Origin of the sequence: Paenirhodobacter sp., assembly GCF_050177655.1 — a bacterium.
Lineage (GTDB): Bacteria > Pseudomonadota > Alphaproteobacteria > Rhodobacterales > Rhodobacteraceae > Rhodobacter.
On sequence record NZ_JBFXGV010000036.1, the window covers coordinates 1 to 21,312 of the forward strand.

The following is a 21,312-nucleotide window of genomic DNA, read 5'->3' on the forward strand; positions in this document are numbered from 1 at the left end:
GCGCCGCACGAGCGCGCCCATCGGGCCCGCCACCGCGTGGCGCGCGCGCGCCTCGGCGGCGCCGATCAGACCGATCCGGCTTTCGGGCACCTCCCAGGCGCGGGCGCTGTCATGCTCGGCGCGCAGCCGCGCCCATTGCGCGGGGCTGCAGGCATAGGTCAGCGCCTCGGTCTCGTGGATGTCGGCGTCGATCCCCTCGGCGGCGCAGACCCGCACCACCTCGGCCACCGCTTCGCGCCCGGCGCGTTCGAAGGCGATGACGCCCGCGCGGCTGCCGGTGGCGAGGTATTTCTCCCGGCTCCAGCCGAATTCGCCCGAGCACCAGCCGCCGTTCCGCCCGGAAGCGCCGAAGCCCGCGAAATCGCGCTCGAGCACGGTGATGGCGAGGTCGGGGCGCGCGCGCTTGAGGTAATAGGCGGCCCAGAGCCCGGTGAAACCGGCGCCGACGATGCAGATATCGGCGCTGCGATCGCCGGGCAGCGGCGCGCGGCGCGGCGGCGGGCCGCCAAGCTCGGCATGCCAGAAGGAAATTCCGCCGTTTTTCATCTGCCGCCCCCCGTGTCCCTGCGGCGGCGATCCTAGCGCCGCGGGCGCGGCGAGGCCATGGCCCTCAGGGGGCGGCGGTTTCCGCGACGGTCGCGGCGGCGGCGGTCGTGGCCCCCTTCGGGCGGCGGATCAGGATGATCGCCGGATTGCCGATGCCCTCGGCGGCGAGCGTCGCGGCGAGCGTGCCGGTGGTGCAGCGCGCGATCCGCTCGGCGGCGGTCGAGACGGCCCCGGCGATCTCCACCTCGGTCTCGGGCGGCACGCCGGCCGCGCGCAGGCTGCGCTCGATCTCGCCGGCCTGGCGCACGCCCATGTAAAGCGCGAGCGTGGTGCCGGGCGCCAGCATTGCGCCCCAGTCGGGGGCGGCGTCGCCCGGGCGGCAGGTGCCGGTCGCGATCACCAGCCGGTCGGTCTCGCCGCGCTCGGTGAGCGCACGGCCGAGCGCCGCGCCGGTGGCGGAGGCGGCGGTGACGCCGGGCACGATCTCGACCGGGATGCCGTGGCGGCGCGCGGCGGCAAGCTCTTCGGTCGCGCGGCCGAAGATGCTCGGATCGCCGCTTTTGAGGCGCACGACGCGCGCCCCGGTCAGCGCCGCGGCGGTGATCGCGGCGTCGATCCGCGCCTGCGGCCAGTGACAGGCGCCGACCGCCTTGCCGACATCGACGAGCCGCGCGCGGGCGGGCGCGAGGGCAAGCACCTCGGGGTCGATCAGCCGGTCGTAGAAGATCACCTCGGCCGCCCGCAGCCGGTCGAGCGCGCGCAGCGTGAGCAGGTCGCGCGCGCCCGGCCCGGCGCCGACCAGCGCGATATGGCCGGTCTTCGGCGCGCGCGCGGCGGTGTCGGGCGCGCGCGTCGCGGGGGTGAGCGCCGCGCTGAGGCCCGCGGTGAGCCGGGCAAGCATGAGGCCAAGGCGCGCGGGCAGCGCGGGGCGGGCGGGGAGCGGCGGGAGCGGCAGGCTGCTCATCGGCTCACTCCGCCGCTTCGGCTGCGGCGCGGGTCGCGGCGAGCAGCGCCGCAAGCTCGGGCCGGCAGGAGCCGCAGTTGGTGCCCGCCTGCAGCGCCGCGCCGATCGCCTCGACCGAGGTCAGCCCCTGGTCGCGGATCGCGGCGACGATGGTGTTCACGCCGACGTCGAAACAGGCGCAGACGGTGGCGCCCGGGTCGGGCCGGTCGGCGCCCGGCTGGCCGGCGAGCACGCCCGGCGCGTCGGGCCCTTCGAGCAGCGCGGCGACATGGCCGCGGGCGACCGAGACCGGCTCGGGCGCGGTGAAGATCGCGGCGGCGACGCGGCCCTCGATCAGCAGCGCGACGCGGGCGCGGCCATGGGCGGGGTCGAGCATCGTCACCGCCTGCGCCTCGGGCAGGCCAAAGAGGGTGCGCGCGAAATCCTCCCAGTCGGCGGGGATCTCGCGCCCCGCAAGCTCGATCCGCCAGCCGGCGCGGCTGCGGGTCTTCGCCCAGTAATCGGTCGTCGGGGTGACGTCGGTGGCCGAGACCGCAAAGCCGAACCAGCGCGCGGGGAAGGGGGCGATCGCCACCGCCGCGCCCTTGCTTTCGGGCTGGCCCGAGACCGGGTCGACATGGGCGGGCACCAGCGCGTCGATCCGCGCGCAGGCGGCGGTCTGATCGCTCCAGTGCATCGGCGCGAAGACCGCGCCGGGCTGCATCCGCGCGCTCACCAGCACGCGCAAAAGCGCGCGGCCCTGCGGGTTGCTGACCTCGGCGAGTGCTGCGGGGGCGAGGCCGAGGCGCGCGGCGTCCTCGGGGTGGATCTCGAGATAGGGCTCGCCCATGTGCAGCCCGAGCCGCGGCGATTTCGCGGTGCGCGTCATCGTGTGCCAGTGGTCGCGCACGCGCCCGGTGTTGAGCCGGAACGGATGCGCGGCGTCGAGCGCCACGCGCGGCGGCTGCGGCGTCACCGCGAGCATCCGGCCGCGCCCGTCGGCGGTGTAGAACTTGCCGTCGGCAAAGAAGCGCCCGCCGCGTTTCGCCGCGCTCTGCGGCCAGGTGAAGGGGGCGAGGCGGTCGTAGTCGGCGTCCGAAATTTCGGCATGGGCGGAGATGTCGAAATCCCGCCCGAGCGCGCCCGCGACGCCCGAGAGCGCCGCATATTCGCGAAAGATCGCCGCCGGCCCGTCATAGGCGAAGTCTTTCGCCCAGCCCATCCGCGCGGCGATGTCGCAGAAGATCCGCCAGTCGGCGCGGGCCTCTCCGGGGGCGGGCAGGAGCGCGCGCTGGCGCGAGATGCAGCGCTCGGAATTGGTGACGGTGCCGTCCTTCTCGCCCCAGCCGGTCGCGGGCAGGAGCACGTCGGCCAGCCGCGCGGTGTCGGTGTCGGGGAACATCTCCGAGACCACGACGAAATCGCAGGCCGCGATCGCGGCGCGCACGCGCTCGGCCTCGGGCATCGAGACGGCGGGGTTGGTGCAGATGATCCAGAGCGCCTTGATCCGCCCGTCGCCCGCGGCGCGGAACATGTCGACCGCCTTCAGGCCGGGGGCGGTGGGCATCGCCGGGCTTTGCCAGAAGCGCTGCACCGCGTCGCGATGGTGCGCCTCCTCGAGGTCGAGGTGGCAGGCGAGCATGTTCGCCAGCCCGCCGACCTCGCGCCCGCCCATCGCATTGGGTTGCCCGGTCACCGAGAAGGGACCGGCGCCGGGCTTGCCGATCCGCCCGGAGGCGAGATGGCAATTGATGATCGCATTGACCTTGTCGGTGCCCGAGCTCGACTGGTTCACGCCCTGGCTGTAGATCGTGACGACCTTCTCGGTGCCGATCCAGAGCCGGAAGAAGGCGGCGAGATCGGCGCGCGAAAGCCCGGTCACGCCCGGGTCGGAGGCCTGGGCGGCGGCGAGCGCGGCGTCGAAGCCGGTCACATGGGCGGAGACATAGCGCGCATCGACCGCGCCATGGGCGACGATCTCGCACAGCAGCGCGTTGAAGAGCGCGGCATCGCTGCCCGGCGCCACCGCGAGATGCAGATCGGCGATGTCGGAGGTCGCGGTGCGGCGCGGGTCGACGGTGACGACGCGCAGCGCGGGATTGGCCTTCTTCGCCGCGGCGATGCGCTGGTAAAGCACCGGATGGCACCAGGCGAGGTTCGAACCGACAAGCACGATCACCTCGGCCTCGTCGAGGTCGTCGTAAAGGCCCGGCACCGTGTCGGTGCCGAAGGCGCGGCGGTGGCCGGCCACCGAAGACGCCATGCAAAGTCTTGAATTCGTGTCGATATTGGCCGAGCCGATGAAGCCCTTCATCAGCTTGTTGGCGACGTAATAATCCTCGCTCAGGAGCTGGCCGGAGACGTAGAAGGCGACGCTGTCGGGGCCGTGGGTGGCGATCGCCTCGCGGAACTTGCCGGCGACGAGGTCGAGCGCCTCGTCCCAGCCCGCCGCGCGCGCGCCGATCTGCGGGGTGAGCAGCCGCCCCTCGAGATCGAGCGTCTCGCCGAGCGCCGAGCCCTTCGAGCAGAGCTTGCCCGCATTCGCCGGATGTGTCCGGTCGCCGCGGATCGTCACCCCGCCCGCGCCGTCGGGCCGGGCGATCACGCCGCAGCCGACGCCGCAATAGGGGCAGGTGGTGCGGATTTCTGTTCCAATCTTGTCGGTCATCACCGCACCTCCTGGTCTTGCTTGTGCTTATTCGGCCGCCACCTGCTCGGGGGGGATCCCGGCGGGCCGGCGCTTCGGCGAGGTCTTGTAATGGGTGGCGTAGATCATGCCGCCGACGAAGGTCAGCCCGCCGACGAGATTGCCGAGGACGACGGGGATCTCGTTGTAGATGAAGTAGTCGGCCCAGGTGAAATTGCCGCCGAGCATGATGCCGCTCGGGAACAGGAACATGTTCACGATCGAATGCTCGAAGCCCATGTAGAAGAACACGAGGATCGGCATCCACATCGCCATGATCTTGCCGGAGACGGAGTTCGACATCATCGCCGCGACGACGCCGGTCGAGACCATCCAGTTGCACATCACGGCGCGCACGAAGACGGTCAGCAGGCCCGAGGCACCGGCCGCGGCATAGCCGAGCGTGCGCAGCTCGCCGATATGGCCGATCTTCTGGCCAACCGCGTTCGGCGCGGTCGAGAAGCCCATCGTGAAGATGATCGCCATGAACACCGCGACGGTCATCGCGCCGGCGAAATTGCCGATGAAGACGAGGCCCCAGTTACGCAGCACGCCGCCCCAGCTCATGCCCGGGCGCCTGGCGATCACCGCCAGCGGGGCGAGGGTGAAGACGCCGGTCAGCAGGTCGAAGCCCAACAGGTAGAGCATGCAGAAGCCCACCGGGAAGAGCAGCGAGGCGACGAGGAAATTCCCGGTATTGACGGCGATGGTGACCGCGAAGGCGGCCGCCAGCGCGAGGATCGCCCCGGCCATATAGGCGCGGATGAGGGTGTCCTTGGTGGACATGGTGATCTTGGATTCGCCGGCGTCGATCATCTTCTCGGCGAATTCCGCGGGGGTGTTGTACGACATTGGTCACGTCCCTGTTGAATGGAGAGGAGAGAGGGAGGGAGGCGCCCGGCCCGCGAACGGATCGGGAGAGATCGTCAGCGCCGTCAGGCGGCGTCTTCTTTTTGCAGGCGGCTGGCTTCCAGCAGCACCCGGCCGTTCTCGATGCGCGCGGGGAAGGTCGCCACCGCGCCCTTGTCCGCGCCCTGCGCCGTGCCGGTCTCCAGGCTGAACACCCAGCCGTGCAGCGGGCAGGTCACCTTGTGGTCGTGCACGATGCCCTCCGACAGCGGGCCGCCCTTGTGCGGGCAGCGGTTGTCGAGCGCGAAGACGGCGTCGTCGGCGGTGCGGAACACCGCGACGCAGCCAAGCGCCGTCTTCACCACGCGCGCGCCCTGCGCCGGGATCTCCTCGAGCGCTCCGATATCGATCCAGCTCATTCCGCGGTCTCCTTGGTGAGATCGGCAAGCGGGCTCCAGGCGCGGCGGTATTCGGGCGTCGCGCGTTCGGCCCAGGGGTCTTTCTGGTAGATGCTCTGCGAGATCTCGAAGCGCTCGATCAGCGCCGCGCGATTGGCGAAATCGTCGACCACCTGCGCGCGGATCCAGTCGAGCCCGACCTTCTCCATCCACTTCCAGGAGCGGTCGAGATAGGCCGCGCTCTCGCGGTAGAGCTGGACGAAGGCGGTGACGATGTCGATCACCTCCGCCTCGGTCGCGACCTTGGCGAGCAGCTCGGTGTGCCTGAGTTCAAGCCCCGCGGCCCCGCCGACGCCGATCTCGTAGCCGCTATCGACGCAGACGATGCCGACGTCCTTGCAGGTCGCCTCCGCGCAGTTGCGGGGGCAGCCGGTGACGGCGAGCTTGAACTTGTGCGGCGTCCACGACCCCCAGAGCCGCTTCTCGAGCTTGATCCCGAGGCCGGTCGAATCCTGCGTGCCAAAGCGGCACCAGTCGGTGCCGACGCAGGTCTTCACCGTGCGCAGCCCCTTGGTATAGGCATGGCCCGAGACCATCCCCGCCGCGTTCAGATCGCCCCAGATCGCGGGCAGGTCTTCCTTTTTCACGCCGAGCAGGTCGATGCGCTGGCCGCCGGTCACCTTCACCGTGGCGCCGTATTTCTGCGCGGCCTCGGCGATCGCGATCAGCTCCTCGGGGGTGGTGATGCCGCCCCACATCCGCGGCACCACCGAATAGGTGCCGTCCTTCTGGATATTGGCGTGATTGCGTTCGTTGACGAAGCGGCTCTGCGGGTCGTCGGTGTAGTCGAGCGGCCAGTCGGCGAGCAGGTAGTAGTTCAGCGCCGGGCGGCAGGACGCGCAGCCGGTCGCCGTGCGCCAGCCCAGCTCCTGCATCACCGCGGGCATCGACTTCAGCTCCTTGGCCTTGATCAGCCGGCGCAGCTCCTCATGGGTGAGGTCGGTGCAGCCGCAGACCGATTTCGCGGCGGGCTTGACGAAGGCGTCGCCGAGCGTGACGGCGAGCAGCTGCTCGACGAGGCCCGAGCAGCCGCCGCAGGAGCCCGCGGCCTTGGTCTGCGCCTTGATCGCGTCGAGCGTGGTGGCGCCTTCCGCGATCGCGCGCACGATGGTTCCCTTGCAAACGCCGTTGCAGCCGCAGATTTCCGCGTCATCCGGTAAGGCTGCAACGGCCGCCATAGGGTCCGCGGAGGCGCCCCCCTGGAAGCCCGGTCCGAAGATCAGCGTCTCGCGCATCGCGGAGACGTCGGTGCCGTCCTTCATCATCCCGTAGAACCAGTTGCCGTCGGCGGTGTCGCCATACATCACCGCGCCGATGATCCGGTTGTCGCGCAGCACGAGGCGCTTGTAGACGCCGCGCGCGGGGTCGCGGAAGACGATGTCCTCGCGGCCCTCGCCCTCGGCGAAATCGCCCGCCGAGAACAGGTCGCAGCCGGTGACCTTGAGCTTGGTCGAGACCTCGCGCGGCTGGAACACCGCCTCGGTGCCGAGCAGCGTCTGCGCGGCGACCTTCGCCTGGTCGTAGAGCGGCGCGACGAGGCCGAAGAGCTGGCCCTCGAACTCGACGCATTCGCCGAGCGCGAGGATGTCGGGGTCGGAAGTGCGCATCTGCGCGTCGACGGTGATGCCGCGGCCGACCTCGATCCCCGCGGCCTTGCCCAGGGCGGAGGCGGGGCGGATGCCCACCGCCATCACCAGAAGCGAGCAGGGCAGCTCGGTGCCGTCCTCGAGGCGCAGCGCGGTGAGCTTGCCGTTCTCGCCCAGGATCTCCTTCGAATTGGCGGCGCAGATCACCTCGATCCCGCGTTCCGCGAGCGCGCGGCGCAGCAGGTAGCCCGCCGCCGCGTCGAGCTGGCGCTCCATCAGGTGGCCGGGCAGGTGGACGACGGTGACGTCCATGCCGCGCAGCCGCAGCCCCGCCGCCGCCTCGAGGCCAAGCAGACCGCCGCCGATCACCACCGCCTTGCCGCCGGCCGAGGCCGCCGCGATCATCCGCTCGGTGTCCTCGAGGTCGCGATAGGCGATCACCCCGTCGAGGTCATGGCCCGGCATCGGGATGATGAACGGGGTGGAGCCGGTGGCGATGACGAGCTTGTCATAGGCCACCTCGCCGTTTTCGCCGGTCACCACCTTGCGCGCGCGGTCGATCGCCACCACCCGCTCGCCGAAGCGGCAGATGACGTGGTGGCCGTCGTACCAGGCGGCGTCATGGGTGACGATTTCCGCGTAGCTCTTCTCGCCCGAAAGCACCGGCGAGAGCATGATGCGGTTGTAATTGCCCCGCGGTTCGGCGTTGAAGAGGGTGACCTCATAGGCGCCGGGGGCGGTGTCGAACAGATGCTCCAGCATCCGCCCGGAGGCCATGCCGGCCCCGATCACGACCAGTTTCTGCATTGCACCCTCCTCAGAGATACCAGGCGACGACATGGGCGATGGCGCCCGCGCGATAGATCGGCAGCGCGACCATCGCGCCATAGCCCGCGGCGATCACCGGCTTGTCGTGGATCACCACCGGCAGGCCGGAGCCGAGCACCTGGCCGATCGGGCCCTGCCAGACCTCGGCGCGGCGCGGATTGTCCTCGTCCCAGAGCCGGCCCTCGCGCTCGCAGATGCCGTCGATCAGCTCGGCCCCGCCGGCGGCGCCGACACGGGCCTCGCGCGCGTCCCAGATCTCGAAGCGGCGCGCGATCGGCGTGCCGCGGGCCGAAAGCAGCGTCGCGACATAGGTATTGCCGCCCGGCACCGGCACCGGCAGGCCGAGCCCGGTGGTGAGACCGGCGCGCCCCGCGCTTTCCGAGCGGATGAAGCGGTAGCCCGAGCCGAGATCGCGCATCAGCATCGGCGTCTGCGCCGCCCAGACACCCCCCGGCAGGCCCTGGCCCTTGGGGAAATGCGTGTGCTGGGAGACCCATTCGAAATGTTTCGCCGCGCCGTAATAGCCGTCGTCGAGCAGGAGCAGCCCGTCGCGCTCGGCCCAGACCTCGATCGCGCCGGTGGTCGCCTCATCCTCGCCGCAAAGCACCACGAGCACCGCGCGCAGCACCTCGCCGTCGAACACCGGCAGCGCCACCGCCGAGGTGAGCCCGGCCTCCTTCGCGGCCTCGATGCGCTTGAAATAGGAGCCGTCGAAGCCCTTGAGCACGACCGGGCGCGCCTCCGCCCAGGCCTTGCCGGGCAGGCCCTCGCCGGGGCCGAAGCTCGCCTGGATCGAGGCCTCCTCGAAGGCGGTCATCGCGCCGTAATCGCCCTCGGCATGGACGAGGCGGCCGTCCTTCGGCACCCAGACCTCGGTCGCGCCGATGAAGGGGCGGGGCTTGGTTTCGGTCAGCGTTTCCATCATGCGGCCTCCGATTTCGCGGCGGGCTGTTTCGCGGCGGATTTGCCGGCGTGCCCGGTTTCGTATTCCTCGAGGAAGTTCAGCACCTGCTCGCGGTAGAGGTAGTAGTCGGGGTGTTCGAGCAGCGCCTTGCGCGAGCGCGGGCGCGGCAGGTCCACCTCCATGATCCGGCCGATCGTGGCGCGCGGACCGTTCGTCATCATCACCACCCGGTCGGCGAGCAGGATCGCCTCGTCGACGTCATGGGTGACGCAGACGGCGGTGACGCCGGTCGCGCTCCAGACTTCCATCAGCACTTCCTGCAGCTCCCAGCGCGTGAGGCTGTCGAGCATGCCGAAGGGTTCGTCGAGCAAAAGCAGTTTGGGCGAGAGCGCGAAGGCGCGGGCGATGCCGACGCGCTGGCGCATGCCGTTCGACATTTCCGAGGCCGGCTTGTCCATCGCATCGCCGAGGCCGACGCGCTCGAGATAGTAGTCGACGACATCCTGGCGCTCGGCCTGGCTCGCCTTCGGATAGACCTTGTCGACGCCCACGGCGACGTTCTCGCGCGCGCTCAGCCAGGGGAAGAGCGAGGGCGACTGGAACACCACGGCGCGTTCCGGGTCGGCGCCCTTGACGTGGTAGCCGTCGAGCTTGATCGCGCCCTTCGAGACCTCGTTGAGCCCGGCGGTCATCGTCAGCACCGTCGACTTGCCGCAGCCGGAATGGCCGATCAGCGAGATGAACTCGCCCTTGCGCACCTTGAGGTCGAAATTCTCGACCACGGTGAGCGGGCCCTTCGGCGTCGGGTAGATCTTGTAAAGCTGCGAATAGTCGAGGTAGCGCTCCTCGATCTGGCCGCGCGCCGCGTCGGAGACCGCCTTCGGCAGCGCGTGCATCGGCACCACGTTCGGCAGGATGCGGCTGCCCTCGACGCGCGCGGCGATGCCGACATCCATCAGGTAGCGGGTGACGGCGTTGCGCAGGCGCTTGAATTCGGCGTCGTGGTTCATCGCGGCGCGGTCGCGCGGGCGCGCCATCGTCACCTTGAACTCCTGCCCGAGCGTGCCGTCGGGGTTGAGCGCGATGATCCGGTCGGCCAGAACGATCGCCTCGTCGACGTCGTTGGTGATCAGCACGCAGGTCTTGCGGTCGGCCTGCCAGATCGCCTCGATCTCGTCGGCGAGATGGGCGCGGGTGAGCGCGTCGAGCGCCGAGAGCGGCTCGTCGAGGAGCAGCACCTCGGGGTTCATCGCCAGCGCCCGGGCGACGTTGACGCGCTGGCGCATGCCGCCCGAAAGCTCGGCCGGGCGGCGGGCGGCGGCGTGGCTCAGCCCGACCATCTTGACGAAATGGGCGACCTTTTCCGCGCGCTCGGCCTTCGACAGCTCGGGGAAGACGGTGTCGACGGCAAGGCCGACATTGCCGCTCACCGTGAGCCAGGGCATCAGCGAGTAGTTCTGGAAGATCACGCCGCGCTCGCGGCCCGGGCCGGTGATCGGGGCGCCCTTGAAGAGCACCTCGCCCGCGCTTGGCCGCTCGAGCCCGGCCATCAGGTTGACGAGCGTCGTCTTGCCGGTGCCGGAGAAGCCGAGCAGCACGAGGAACTCGCCTTCCTCGACCGCGAGGTCGATCCCGTTCAGCACCCGGGTTTCGTGAAGACCTTCGCCGAAGCTCTTGAAGACGTTCTTGAATTCGAGAATGGCCATGGCGCTCACCGGTTGTTCGAGAAGGTGAACATCGACTGGATCGCGAACATCAGCCGGTCGAGGATGAAGCCGATGATGCCGATGGTGAAGACCGCGACCATGATCCGCGCGAGGCTGTCGGACGACCCGTTCTGGAACTCGTCCCAGACGAATTTGCCAAGGCCCGGGTTCTGCGCGAGCATTTCCGCCGCGATCAGCACCATCCAGCCAACGCCGAGCGACAGGCGAAGCCCGGTGAAGATCAAGGGCAGCGCCGAGGGCAGGACGAGCTTGGTGATCTTCGTCCAGGTGGTCATCTTGAGCACCTTGGAGACGTTCACCAGATCCTTGTCGATCGAGGCGACGCCGAGCGCGGTGTTGATGATCGTCGGCCAGAGCGAGCAGAGCGTCACGGTGATCGCCGAGACGAGGAAGGATTTCGAGAAATACCCGTCGGTGGTGGTATAAAGCGCCGAGACGACCATCGTCACGATCGGCAGCCATGCGAGCGGCGAGACCGGCTTGAAGATCTGGATCAGCGGGTTCATCGCGGCGTTCGCGGTCTTCGAGAGGCCCGCCATGATGCCGAGCGGCACGGCGATCACGGTGCCGATCAGGAAGCCGAAGAAGACGGTCTTGATCGAGGTCCAGATCTGCTGCGGGTAGGTCGGCTTGCCGGTGTAGTCGCGCCATTTGACCTTGTCGGACTGACCGTCGGCGACGAGCTTCGCGTTGCGCTCGTCCTGGCGGGCGTAGAAGGCGGCGGCCTTTTCCGTCTCGCGGACATGGTCGCCCCAGAGCACGCCGACCTGGTCCCAGACCTGCACCGGCCCGGGGATCGCGCCGAGCGAGGTCTGCACCTTCGGCGCGAGCGCCGACCAGGCCCCGAGGAAAAGCGCGATCGCGAGGAGCGGCACGCCGAGCAGCTGCCAGACTTCCTTCAGCTGCGCCTTCGGATTGTCGCCGGCGGCGAGGCGCAGGAGCGGCGTGACCCAGCTCAGGCCAAGGACGCGGAACCAGCCGTCGGCCTTGTTGATGCGGGTGAAGAGGCGCGCGCGCCGGGCCTCGCGGGCCGCTTCGGCGCTCAGGGCGTCGGGGTCGATGGCGGTCATGGCGGTGTCCTTGTCAGAGGGGGAGGGGGTGGGCGCCGGGGAGGCCGGCGCCCCGTCGGGCGGCGATCGGGATCACTCCTCGATCTTGTTGCCGACGATCTTCTGATTGCCCTTCAGGCCGATCTTGAGGCTGTCGATATAGGCGTTCGGCGTCTTGCCGTTGTATTCCACGCCGTCGATGAAATCGGCGGTGGGCGCCTTGTAGCCATCGGTGCCTTCGGGGAAGTCCTCGGCCTTGGCCTTGCCTTCCTCGATCAGCATCTGCGCGGCCTTCATGTAGATCTCGGGCTTGTAGACCGACTTCGCGACCTCGTCATACCAGCTGTCGGGATGGGCTTCCGGGATCTGGCCCCAGCGGCGCATCTGGGTCAGATACCAGACCGCGTCCGAGTAATAGGGATAGGTCGCGAAATGGCGGAAGAAGACGTTGAAGTCGGGCACTTCGCGCTTGTCGCCCTTTTCATATTCGAAGGTGCCGGTCATCGAATTCGCGATCACCGCCTTGTCGGCGCCGACATATTCCGGGCGCGACAGGATCTCGACCGCTTCCTCGCGGTTGGCGTTGTCGTTCTCGTCGAGCCAGATCGCCGCGCGGATCAGCGCCTTGGTGATCGCGAGCGTGGTGTTCGGGTTCTGGTCGATGAAGGTCTCGGTCAGGCCGAAGACCTTCTCGGGGTTGTTCTTCCAGATCTCGTAATCGGTGATGACCGGCACGCCGATGCCCTTGATCACCGCCTGCTGGTTCCAGGGCTCGCCCACGCAATAGCCGTAGATCGTGCCGGCCTCGAGCGTGGCGGGCATCTGCGGCGGCGGGGTCACCGAAAGCAGCACCTCGCCCGCGATCTGGCCCGAGGTGTCCGCGGGCGAATAATAGCCGGGCTCGATCCCGCCGGCGGCGAGCCAGTAGCGCAGCTCGTAGTTATGGGTCGAGACCGGGAACACCATGCCCATGTTGAAGGGCTTGCCCTCGCTGCGGTACTCGGCCACCACCGGCTTGAGCGCCGCGGCGGAGATCGGATGCACCGGCTTGCCCTCGGCGTCGACCGGGATGTTCTTCTTCATCTCGGCCCAGACGGCGTTCGAGACGGTGATGCCGTTGCCGTTGAGGTCCATCGAGAAGGGGGTGACGATATGCGCCTCGGTGCCGTAGCCGATGGTCGCGGCAAGCGGCTGGCCGGCCAGCATATGCGCGCCGTCAAGCTCGCCGTCGATCACGCGGTCGAGCAGAACCTTCCAGTTCGCCTGCGGTTCGAGCGTGACGAAAAGGCCCTCGTCCTCGAAATAGCCCTTCTCATAGGCCACCGCGAGCGGCGCCATGTCGGTCAGCTTGATGAAGCCGAATTTCAGCTCGTCCTTCTCGAGGTCGAGCGTCCCGGCGAAGGCCGGCGCCGTGAGCATCGTCGTGGTGGCGATGATCGCGAGGTATCTGGTCATTCTCGTCGTCCCTGTTGTTGGCAGGCAGGCAACGCGAAAAAGCCGCACGACTTGAACGCCTCCCGGAATGGGGAAGTTCAGGTCGAGCGGCTTTGCCCGGCAGCCCGCAGCGATGCGGAGTGAATTTCTTGGAGATTTCGGAACGCCATTGCCCCGACTGACCCCAGTTAGCGGTCTCGCAGCTGCAGCGTCAACGCAAAGCGCGGATTTTGCGGCGGCGGGGGCGGCTGATGCTGCGACTGCGCAAAGATTGCGCAGATCGCGGGCGCTCAATCGGCGTCTGGGTCAAAAATCCAGCCGTCGAAGAACGCATCGGCGGGCAGAATCAACGGGCCGGACTCGGCCTCGATCGCGGCGGGACGGCGTCGCGCGCCCTCGATCTGCTCGCGCGCGCGGGGCAGATCGGCGCCGAGATCGGCGAGATTCGCGCGGTAGAGATCGGTGCGGCAGATCGCGCGGGCGGCCTTTGCGGCGGGGCCGCGCGCTAGGCCGAGCCGCGCCGCGATCCGGGTCGCGACGAGGGCCGCCTGCGAGGCCCAGGGGTAGCCCGCGGCGCCACCGTGGAACACGAGGTAATCGGGTACCTGCCGCATCTCGCCGCGCGGCGAGATCACCAGAGTGCCGGTCAGCGCGCGTTCGATCAGCTCGGCGGGCAGGTCGAGATAGCGGCCCTGGGCGAGGATCTCGGCGGCGGTGGCGCGGTTCTCGGGCTGGCCGAGCCAGCGCCCCGCGCGCCAGACCGCGCGCATCAACCGCCGGGTGAGGACGGGTTCCGCCTCGGCCCAGTCGTGGCGCACGGCGAGCACCTTTTCGGGCGCGTTGGCGCGGATCGCGGTGCCCGGCAGCAGCATTTCGCCGACCCCGGTCTCGACCGCGATCGTGCCCCAGGGCGCGCCGACGCAGAAGGCGTCGATGTCGCCCGCGCCGATCGCCTCGGCCATCAGCGGCGGGGGCACGGTGTGCACGTCGATGTCCTGCGGCGCGCTCAGCCCGAGCGCGCCGAGCCAGTGGAAAAGCAGCTCGGCATGCATCGAGAAGGGGAAGGGCACGCCGATGCGCAGCGTCGCGCCCGAGGCCGCGATCAGCGCGCGCCCGGCCCGCCCGGCATCGTCAAAGCCGAAATCATGGCCATTCGCGCGCATCCGCGCGGCGAGCGCGCGAGAGACGCCGATCGAATTGCCGTTGAGCGAGAGCACCTGCAGGATGTCGATCCGGGTGCCGATCCCGCTCAGCCCGAGCGCGGCGGCGACCGGCATCGGGAAGAGCATATGGGCGGCCTCGATCTGGCCGAGCATGAGCTGGTCGCGCAGCGTCGACCAGCTCGGCGCGGCGGCGAGGGTGAGGGCGAGCCCCTCCTCCTCGGCGAAACCGATCTCGCGCGCGACGATCAGCGGCGCGGCATCGACGAGCGGGATGAACCCGGCGGTGAGCGGCGCGCTCATGACAGCAGACCCGCGGCGGTGACGAGCGCCTGGGCGACTTCGGCGACGCGGCGGCCCTGGTCCATCGCGGTCTTGCGCAAAAGCGCGTAGGCCGCGTCCTCGTCGATGCCGCGCGCCTTCATCAAGACGCCCTTGGCGCGGTCGATCACCTTGCGCTCCTCGAGCGCGCGGCGGGTGGTCTCCAGCTCGACGCGCATCCGGTGCACCATGTGAAACCGCGCGATCGCGGCGTCGAGCACCGGCTTGATCCGCGCCGGGCGCAGCCCGTCGACGACATAGGCGGAGACGCCCGCCTCGATCGCGGCCTTGGTCAGCGCGCCGTCGGAGCGGTCGACGAACATCGCCACCGGGCGTTCGAGCGGGCCGGAGGCGAGGGTGAGCTCCTCGAGCATGTCGCGCGAGGGGCTGGCCATGTCGATCAGCACGATGTCGGGGTTGCGCTCGGAGATGCGGCGGGCGAGGCCGGTCACCTCGGGGATCACGGTCACGTCGAAATTGCCGGCCTCGCGCAGGCTCTCGGCGATCAGGAGTGCGCGCTCCCGGTCGGTTTCGATCACGACGATGGAAAGTGTTTCGGTCATGGCTGCCCTTGGCCCCGCGGAGGTCCGCCGATCCTAACGCCCCCCGCGGCAAGGAGAAAGCCGCTTTCGCCGCGGAGCAGCAATGCGGGCGCACAGTGGCGCCCGATGCCGGTTTTCGCGCCGCTCAGATCTCGCCGAGCAGCTTCCACCAGAGGAAATCGAGCGGGATGAACAGCACGAGCGTCAGCGCGGTGAGCGCGAGCGTCATTTTCAGCAGCGGCCGCGTCGATTCCCCCGCCAACCCCATCGCCACGATCAGCGGCCCGATCTGATAGGGGAAGACCACGGTCGAGAAGCCGATCACCTGGGTCATCAGCACCGCCTTCACCGAAAAGCCGGTCGCCTGCGCAAGATCGGGGGCAAGCGGGGTGAGCACCGCGGGCACGCCCGGCATGGTGGTGAAGACCGAGGTCGCCGAGCCGAGCAGCGCGAGCGAGAAGAAATTGCGGAAATCATGCCCGGGGGCGAGCGGCAGCGCCGCGGTCACCTCGCGCGCGATCACCGCGCCAAGCCCGGTCGCATTCACCACGAGCCCCAGCGCCAGCGCGCCCGAGACGAAGAGGATCACGCCGAAATCGACCGCGCCCTTGAACACCGGCGGCGGCACGAAGCCGAAGGCGGGCACCATCAGCACGAGCGCGGTGGCCAGCCCGACCCAGGCGGCGTTGATGCCGTGGATCTGGTCGGTCGCCCAGAGCGCGAGGGTCACGAGCAGGATGCCGAGGAGCGCAAGCTGGCGCCGGCCCGACGCGGGTTTCGCCGCCGGCGTCGCGGTGGCGGGCAGCCCCGCGATCGTCGCCGGGAAGAAGGCGAGCACCAGCGCCACGATCGCGCCGGCCTTCACGATGCCAAGCACCGGGTAATGCAGCAGCAGATAGTCGGCATAGCCGAAATGCAGCCCGAGCACCCGCTCGGCCATGCCGCTCAGCACCACGTTCGGGATGTTCGAGGGCAGGATCGCGAAACTCGGCATATTGGTGCCGAAGGCGATCACCACGGCGATGCCGGTGCGCCCGCGGCTGCCCTTTTGCAGGCCGAGCACATCGGCCAGCGCCATCCCCACCGGCACCAGCACCGCCGCGCGCCCCATCGAGGAGGGCATCACGAAGCCAAGCGCCATGCCCAGCCCCATCAGCCCCGCGATCAGCATCGGATAGCTCTTCGACAGATGCGGCAGCGCCAGCGCCCCCATCCGCGCGCCCAGCCCCGAATGGGTGATCGCCGCGCCGATCACGAAGCCGGTCACGATCAGCCACATCGCGGTTGAGGAGAAGCCGGAAAACACCAGCTCGGGCGCGGCGAGCCCGCCCAGAAGCAGCGCGGTGAAGAAGAAGGTGGAGGCGACATAGCCGGGCACCAGCCCCGTCGCCCAGAGCGAGAGCGTGACGAGCACCACGCCGAAGACCGCCGCCTGCTGCGGGTCGAGCCCGGCGGGGCGAATGAGCGCCACGGCAAGCGCGAGGATCAGGATCAGGCCGACGGTGGCCGGGCGGAAATATCTCATGGCGTCTCCCTGCCGGCGCGTCGGGCGCCCGGCGGCAAAGCTCTAGCCCGAAGCGGCGATCCGTGCCAGAACGACAAGATGACAAAAGATGTCGAGTTTCCGCCAGACCGCGCGGGTGCGGCCGATGCGGTCGGGCCTATGAGCGACGGCGCGCCGGCGGTGCCGCCGCTTCCGGCCGGGCTGGGCGCCGCGGGCGATCCGCGCGAACCGTTGCGCGCCTGGTCGGGGCGGCTGCCCGCGGGTTTCGCGATGCCGGCCCATGCCCATCCGCGCGCGCAGCTCGCGCTTTGCTTCGACGGGCTGATGCGGCTCGAGGTGGGCGAGGACATCTGGTTCATCCCCGACCGCCACGGCGTCTGGATCCCGCCGGGGCTCGGCCATGCGCTGAGCGCGCGGGCGCCGGTCGAGTTACAGAATTTCTACGTCCACCCCCGCTTCGTGCCGTTTTGCGGGCTGCCCGACCGGCCCACGGTGGTGCGGGCGACGCCGCTTTTGCGCGGCATCGCGCGCCGGCTTGCGCCGGATGCGAGCGCCCGGCCAAGCGCGGCGCAAAGCCGCCGCCTCGCCTTCGTCGCGCTCGACGAGATGACCCGGCTCGAGCGTGCCGACCTGCATCTGCCCGGCGCGCGCGACCCGCGCCTCGCTGCGGTGATGGAGGCGCTCCTTGCCGATCCGGGGGCGCGGCAGGGGCTGGCGGGGCTCGCCGCGCGGGCGGGGGTCAGCGAGCGCACGCTCGGCCGGCTGTTTCGCGCCGAGACCGGGCTGAGCTGGCGCGACTGGCATCAGCGGCTGCGCTTCCTGCTCGCGATCGAGGGGCTGGAAAGCGGCGAGACGAGCGGCGCGCTGGCCGCGCGGCTCGGCTATTCCAGCGCCTCGGCCTTCATCGCGGCCTTCCGGCGCCAGTTCGGCGTGCCGCCCTCGGCCTGGCGCCGCGCGCCGTAAGCGCCGCGCCGCCGCCCCTGCCGTCACGCGGGCGTCACGAAAGGGGGGTAGGGGCGGCGCATGGCCTCGATCCTGCTTGATACCCTCACCCGCCAGTTCGGCGAGACCCGCGCCGTCGACGCGGTCTCCGCCGAGATCGCCGCCGGGCGCTTCGTCGCGCTTCTGGGCCCCTCGGGCTGCGGCAAGACCACGCTTTTGCGCCTGATCGCCGGGCTCGAGCGGCCCGATGCCGGGCGGCTCGCGATCGGCGGGCACGAGGTCGCGGGGCCGGGGGGCTTTGTCGGGCCGGAGCGCCGCGGCCTTGGCATGGTGTTCCAGAGCTACGCGCTCTGGCCGCATATGACGGTGGCGGGCAATGTCGCCTTCGGGCTCAACCGGCTGCCCCGGGGCGAACGCGCCGCGCGCGTGGCCGAGGCCTTGCGCGGGGTCGGGCTCGAGGCGCTGGCCGGGCGCCGCCCGCATGAGCTTTCCGGCGGTCAGCGCCAGCGCGTCGCGCTCGCGCGCAGCCTTGCCGCGCGGCCCGGGGTGCTTTTGCTCGATGAGCCGCTCGCCAATCTCGACGCGCATCTGCGCCGCACGATGCTGGCCGAGTTCCGCCGGATCCATGCCGAGACCGGCTGCACCATGGTTTTCGTCACCCATGACCAGAGCGAGGCGATGGCGGTGGCCGATCTCGTCGGGGTGATGGCGGGGGGGCGGCTCGAACAGCTCGCGCCGCCGCAGGCGCTTTACGAACGCCCCGCCTCGCCGATGGTGGCGCGCTTCGTGGGCGAGGGGCAGACGCTGCCGGTCATCGTGCAGGGGCGCGACGCGGCGGGGCGCTGCCGGATCGCGATCGGCGCGACGCAGCTTGCGGTGCCCGGCGCGGTGACGGCGGGGCCGGGCTGGCTTTGCCTGCATCCGGCCGATCTGCGCCCCGCGCCGGAGGGGCTGGCGGCGACCGTCACCGAATGCCGTTTTGCCGAGGGGCGGCATCAGGCGACGCTGATCCTCGACGATCTGCCGCAGGGCGCGCCGCTCGCGCTGCCGCTCGAGGCGCCGGCGCCGCGCGGCACGCGGCTGCGCCTTGCGCTGCGCGGCGGCTGGGTGTTGCCGCGTGCCGAGGAGGCGCCCACGTTCGCGCCCGCTGCCCTGGCGGTGCCGGCATGAACCGGCTCACCGCGCTCGGCGGTTTCGACGCGAAGGGGCCGGCCTGTTTTCTGGTCGAGATCGGCGGGCGGCGGCTTTTGCTCGATCTCGGGCGCGGCCCCGATCACGACGCGCGCCCCGATCTGCGTGGCCTCGGCGCGGTCGATGCGGTGCTGATCTCGCATGGCCATGCCGATCACGTCGGCTCGCTCGATCTGCTCTCCGAGATCGGCGCGCCGCCGGTCTATGCGACCGCGCCGGTGCGCGCGCTCGCCCGCGATCCGGTGCTGGCCGCGGCGCGCGATCTCGGCGCGCTGCAGCAGATCGCCGGGCTGCGGGTCGAGACCGGGGCGGCGGGCCATGCGCCGGGCGCGGTCTGGATCCGCGTCGGCGGAGCGGCGGGGCTTTTTTACAGCGGCGATCTTTGCGCCGAGGGCGGGCTTTTCGCGACCGCGCCGCTGCCGCGCGCGGCGGTCGCGGTGCTCGACTGTTCCTATGGCGCCGAGCCCGCGACGCTCGCGCAACAGCGCGCGGCGCTGCTCGCGCAGATCGGCGCCGGGCCGGTGCTTTTGCCGGTGCCGCCCGCGGGCCGCGCGCTCGAGATCGCGCGCGCCTGTCTCGAGGCCGGGCGCCCGGTCGCGATCTGCGACGCGGTGCGCGCGGTGGCCGAGACGCTTGCGCGTTTTCCCGACTGGCTCGCGCCCGGGGGCGCGGCGGCGCTGGCGGAGATCTGCGTCCGCGCCGGGCGGCTCGGTGAGACGAGCCCGCTCGAGGGGGTGATGATCGCGGGCGGGCCGAATTGCGGCTCGGGGCTTTCGGCGCTGCTCGGGCCGCGCGCGCTGGCCCAGGGGGTGCCGGTGCTGCCCTCCGGCCATCTCGCCCTCGGCAGCCCCGCCGCGCGCTGGGTCGCCGAGGGGCGGGCCGCGCGGGCGCGCTGGAACGTGCATCCCGACCGCGCCACGCTCGCCCGCGCGATCGCCGAGACCGGCGCGGCGCAGCTTTTTCCCGCCTTCGCCCCGGCGCCGCTGCGCGCGGCCCTGGCCGCGGCGCTGCCCGGACCCTGGGCGCAAAGCCGCAGCCTGAGCTGGTGAGGGCGCCGCGATGATCCCGTCCGAACTCCCCTCCGACATCCCCTCCGGCGGCTTTCTGTTCCTGCGCCACGGCCGGACCGCGGCCAATGCGCGCGATCTGATCTGCGGCCGGACCGACCTGCCGCTCGACGCGACCGGCCGGCTGCAGGCGGCGGCCGCGGCGGTGGCGCTCGCGCGCTTCGGCATCGCCCGGATCGTGACCTCGCCGCTCACCCGCGCGCGCCAGACCGCGGCGGCGGTGGCGGCGCCGCTCGGCCTCGTGCCCGAGCTGGTCCCGGGGCTGGCCGAGCGCGACTGGGGCGCCTGGGAGGGGCAGCCGCGCGCGGGGCTGCGCCGCGCCGAAACCCCGCCCGGCGGCGAATCCCCCGCGGCCTTCCGCGCCCGGATCCGCGCCGCCTTCGCCGCGCTTTCCTTCGCGCGCCCGCTCCTGATCGTCGCCCATTCTGGCACCGAGCGGGAGATCCACGCGCTCCTTTCCACCGCCCCGCACCGGCGCCGCGGCAATGCCGAGGCGGTGCTCTGGTCGCCGGGCGCGGAAGGCTGGATCTGTCACGAAGCCTTCAAACCCGGCGGCTAGGAAGGCCGCGCAATCCGCAGAACAGGAGCCGGACATGAACATTCTCCGCAGCGCCGCCGTCGCGCTTCTCGCGCTGGCGGGCCCCGCGCTCGCCGCCCCCTCGGGCGCGCTCACCGTCTATACCTCGCAGCCGCAGGAGCAGATGGCGAAGGTGGTCGAGGCCTTCAACAAGGACTATCCCGAGGTGAAGGTCGAGGTGTTCCGCACCGGCACCACCGAGCTGATGACCAAGCTGCAGGCGGAATTCGCCGCCGGCGCCACCCCGGCCGACGTGCTGCTGATCGCCGATGCGGTGGCGATGACCCAGCTCAAGGACGACGGCCGGCTGATGGCCTGGCCCGAGGCGCCGACCGCGGGCATCCCCGAGGCGCTGATCGACCCCGACAAGACCTTCTTCGGCACCAAGCTGATCACCACCGGCATCGTCTACAACACCGATCTGGTGAAGACCCCGCCGCAGGGCTGGGACGATCTGCGCGCCCCCGAAGTGGCCCGCCAGCTGATCATGCCGAGCCCGCTTTATTCCGGCGCGGCGGTGATCCATGTCGGCACGATGGTGCAGCAGCCGGGCTATGGCTGGGGCTATTACGAGGATCTCGCGAAAAACGGCGCAGTCGCCGGCCAGGGCAATGGCACGGTGATCGAGGCGGTGGCGCGCGGCGAGAAGGCCTATGGCATCATCATCGAATATATGGCGATGAACGCGCAGGCGAAGGGCTCGCCCGTGGGCTTCGTCTGGCCCGCCGAGGGGGTGAGCGCGATCACCCAGCCGGTGGCGATCGTGAAGGGCACCGCCAACCCCGAGGCCGCGAAGGCCTTCGTCGCCTGGCAGCTTTCGCGCGCGGCGCAGGAGCAATCGGTGACCCAGGGCTATTTCCCGGTGGTCGAGGGTGTGGCGCCGCCCGCAGGCTATCCGGCGCTCGAAAGCCTGAAGATCCTGCCGCTCGACGCCGCGAAGCTGCGCGCCGAGGACAAGGCGAACAAGGAAAAATTCGCCGATCTCTTCGGCGGCTGAG

Annotated in this window: 18 protein-coding genes; 5 read left to right on the plus strand and 13 right to left on the minus strand. The window is 70.6% G+C overall.

Translation table 11 applies throughout. The features are described 5' to 3' along the window. From AB7U46_RS12680 to AB7U46_RS12740, 13 genes are all read right to left on the minus strand, one after another. The coding region (locus AB7U46_RS12680; protein ID WP_428337340.1) for an NAD(P)/FAD-dependent oxidoreductase at positions 1 to 546 on the minus strand (546 nt) is incomplete at its 3' end. 64 nt (positions 547 to 610) lie between these two features. Beyond that, positions 611 to 1,510 (minus strand): uroporphyrinogen-III C-methyltransferase, encoded by a 900-nt coding sequence (gene cobA, locus AB7U46_RS12685; protein ID WP_428337341.1) that lies wholly within the window; start codon positions 1,508 to 1,510, stop codon positions 611 to 613. A gap of 4 nt (positions 1,511 to 1,514) precedes the next feature. Next, positions 1,515 to 4,157: a molybdopterin-dependent oxidoreductase gene (locus AB7U46_RS12690; RefSeq protein WP_428337342.1), complete on the minus strand. Its 2,643-nt coding sequence runs from the start codon at positions 4,155 to 4,157 to the stop codon at positions 1,515 to 1,517. A gap of 27 nt (positions 4,158 to 4,184) precedes the next feature. Then, entirely contained in the window at positions 4,185 to 5,027 is an 843-nt protein-coding gene (locus tag AB7U46_RS12695; protein ID WP_428337343.1) for a formate/nitrite transporter family protein, read from the minus strand. 83 nt (positions 5,028 to 5,110) lie between these two features. Beyond that, positions 5,111 to 5,443 carry a nitrite reductase small subunit NirD gene (gene nirD, locus AB7U46_RS12700; RefSeq protein WP_428337344.1) on the minus strand — a complete coding sequence of 111 codons (333 nt, stop codon included), beginning with the start codon at positions 5,441 to 5,443 and terminating at the stop codon, positions 5,111 to 5,113. Continuing rightward, positions 5,440 to 7,875, minus strand: coding sequence for a nitrite reductase large subunit NirB (gene nirB / locus AB7U46_RS12705; protein ID WP_428337345.1), 2,436 nt, complete (start codon positions 7,873 to 7,875; stop codon positions 5,440 to 5,442). The genes nirD and nirB overlap by 4 nt, the downstream gene beginning before the upstream one ends. Before the next feature lie 10 nt (positions 7,876 to 7,885). Next, complete coding sequence (locus AB7U46_RS12710) at positions 7,886 to 8,818, minus strand: GAF domain-containing protein (RefSeq protein WP_428337346.1); 933 nt, start codon at positions 8,816 to 8,818, stop codon at positions 7,886 to 7,888. Beyond that, entirely contained in the window at positions 8,818 to 10,506 is a 1,689-nt protein-coding gene (locus tag AB7U46_RS12715; RefSeq protein WP_428337347.1) for an ABC transporter ATP-binding protein, read from the minus strand. The genes AB7U46_RS12710 and AB7U46_RS12715 overlap by 1 nt, the downstream gene beginning before the upstream one ends. A 5-nt stretch (positions 10,507 to 10,511) precedes the next feature. Further along, positions 10,512 to 11,597 carry an ABC transporter permease gene (locus AB7U46_RS12720; RefSeq protein ID WP_428337348.1) on the minus strand — a complete coding sequence of 362 codons (1,086 nt, stop codon included), beginning with the start codon at positions 11,595 to 11,597 and terminating at the stop codon, positions 10,512 to 10,514. Positions 11,598 to 11,669: 72 nt separating this feature from the next. Continuing rightward, complete coding sequence (locus tag AB7U46_RS12725; protein ID WP_428337349.1) at positions 11,670 to 13,031, minus strand: CmpA/NrtA family ABC transporter substrate-binding protein; 1,362 nt, start codon at positions 13,029 to 13,031, stop codon at positions 11,670 to 11,672. A gap of 269 nt (positions 13,032 to 13,300) precedes the next feature. Next, positions 13,301 to 14,473 (minus strand): CmpA/NrtA family ABC transporter substrate-binding protein, encoded by a 1,173-nt coding sequence (locus AB7U46_RS12730; protein WP_428337350.1) that lies wholly within the window; start codon positions 14,471 to 14,473, stop codon positions 13,301 to 13,303. Further along, entirely contained in the window at positions 14,470 to 15,054 is a 585-nt protein-coding gene (locus AB7U46_RS12735) for an ANTAR domain-containing response regulator (RefSeq protein ID WP_428337351.1), read from the minus strand. The genes AB7U46_RS12730 and AB7U46_RS12735 overlap by 4 nt, the downstream gene beginning before the upstream one ends. A gap of 124 nt (positions 15,055 to 15,178) precedes the next feature. Continuing rightward, complete coding sequence (locus AB7U46_RS12740) at positions 15,179 to 16,558, minus strand: SLC13 family permease (protein ID WP_428337352.1); 1,380 nt, start codon at positions 16,556 to 16,558, stop codon at positions 15,179 to 15,181. 78 nt (positions 16,559 to 16,636) lie between these two features. On the opposite strand from AB7U46_RS12740, the gene AB7U46_RS12745 reads away from it, so the two are divergent. From AB7U46_RS12745 to AB7U46_RS12765, 5 genes are read left to right on the plus strand one after another with little or no spacing between them, the layout of a single operon-like run. Beyond that, complete coding sequence (locus tag AB7U46_RS12745; RefSeq protein WP_428337353.1) at positions 16,637 to 17,500, plus strand: AraC family transcriptional regulator; 864 nt, start codon at positions 16,637 to 16,639, stop codon at positions 17,498 to 17,500. 60 nt (positions 17,501 to 17,560) lie between these two features. Beyond that, positions 17,561 to 18,649: an ABC transporter ATP-binding protein gene (locus tag AB7U46_RS12750; RefSeq protein ID WP_428337354.1), complete on the plus strand. Its 1,089-nt coding sequence runs from the start codon at positions 17,561 to 17,563 to the stop codon at positions 18,647 to 18,649. Continuing rightward, positions 18,646 to 19,719, plus strand: coding sequence for an MBL fold metallo-hydrolase (locus tag AB7U46_RS12755; RefSeq protein WP_428337356.1), 1,074 nt, complete (start codon positions 18,646 to 18,648; stop codon positions 19,717 to 19,719). Before AB7U46_RS12750 ends, AB7U46_RS12755 begins: the two co-directional genes overlap by 4 nt. A 10-nt stretch (positions 19,720 to 19,729) precedes the next feature. Then, entirely contained in the window at positions 19,730 to 20,296 is a 567-nt protein-coding gene (locus tag AB7U46_RS12760) for a histidine phosphatase family protein (RefSeq protein ID WP_428337357.1), read from the plus strand. A gap of 34 nt (positions 20,297 to 20,330) precedes the next feature. Next, positions 20,331 to 21,311, plus strand: a complete 981-nt coding sequence (locus AB7U46_RS12765) for an ABC transporter substrate-binding protein (protein ID WP_428337358.1) — start codon at positions 20,331 to 20,333, stop codon at positions 21,309 to 21,311. The last annotated feature ends 1 nt before the right edge of the window (position 21,312 follow it).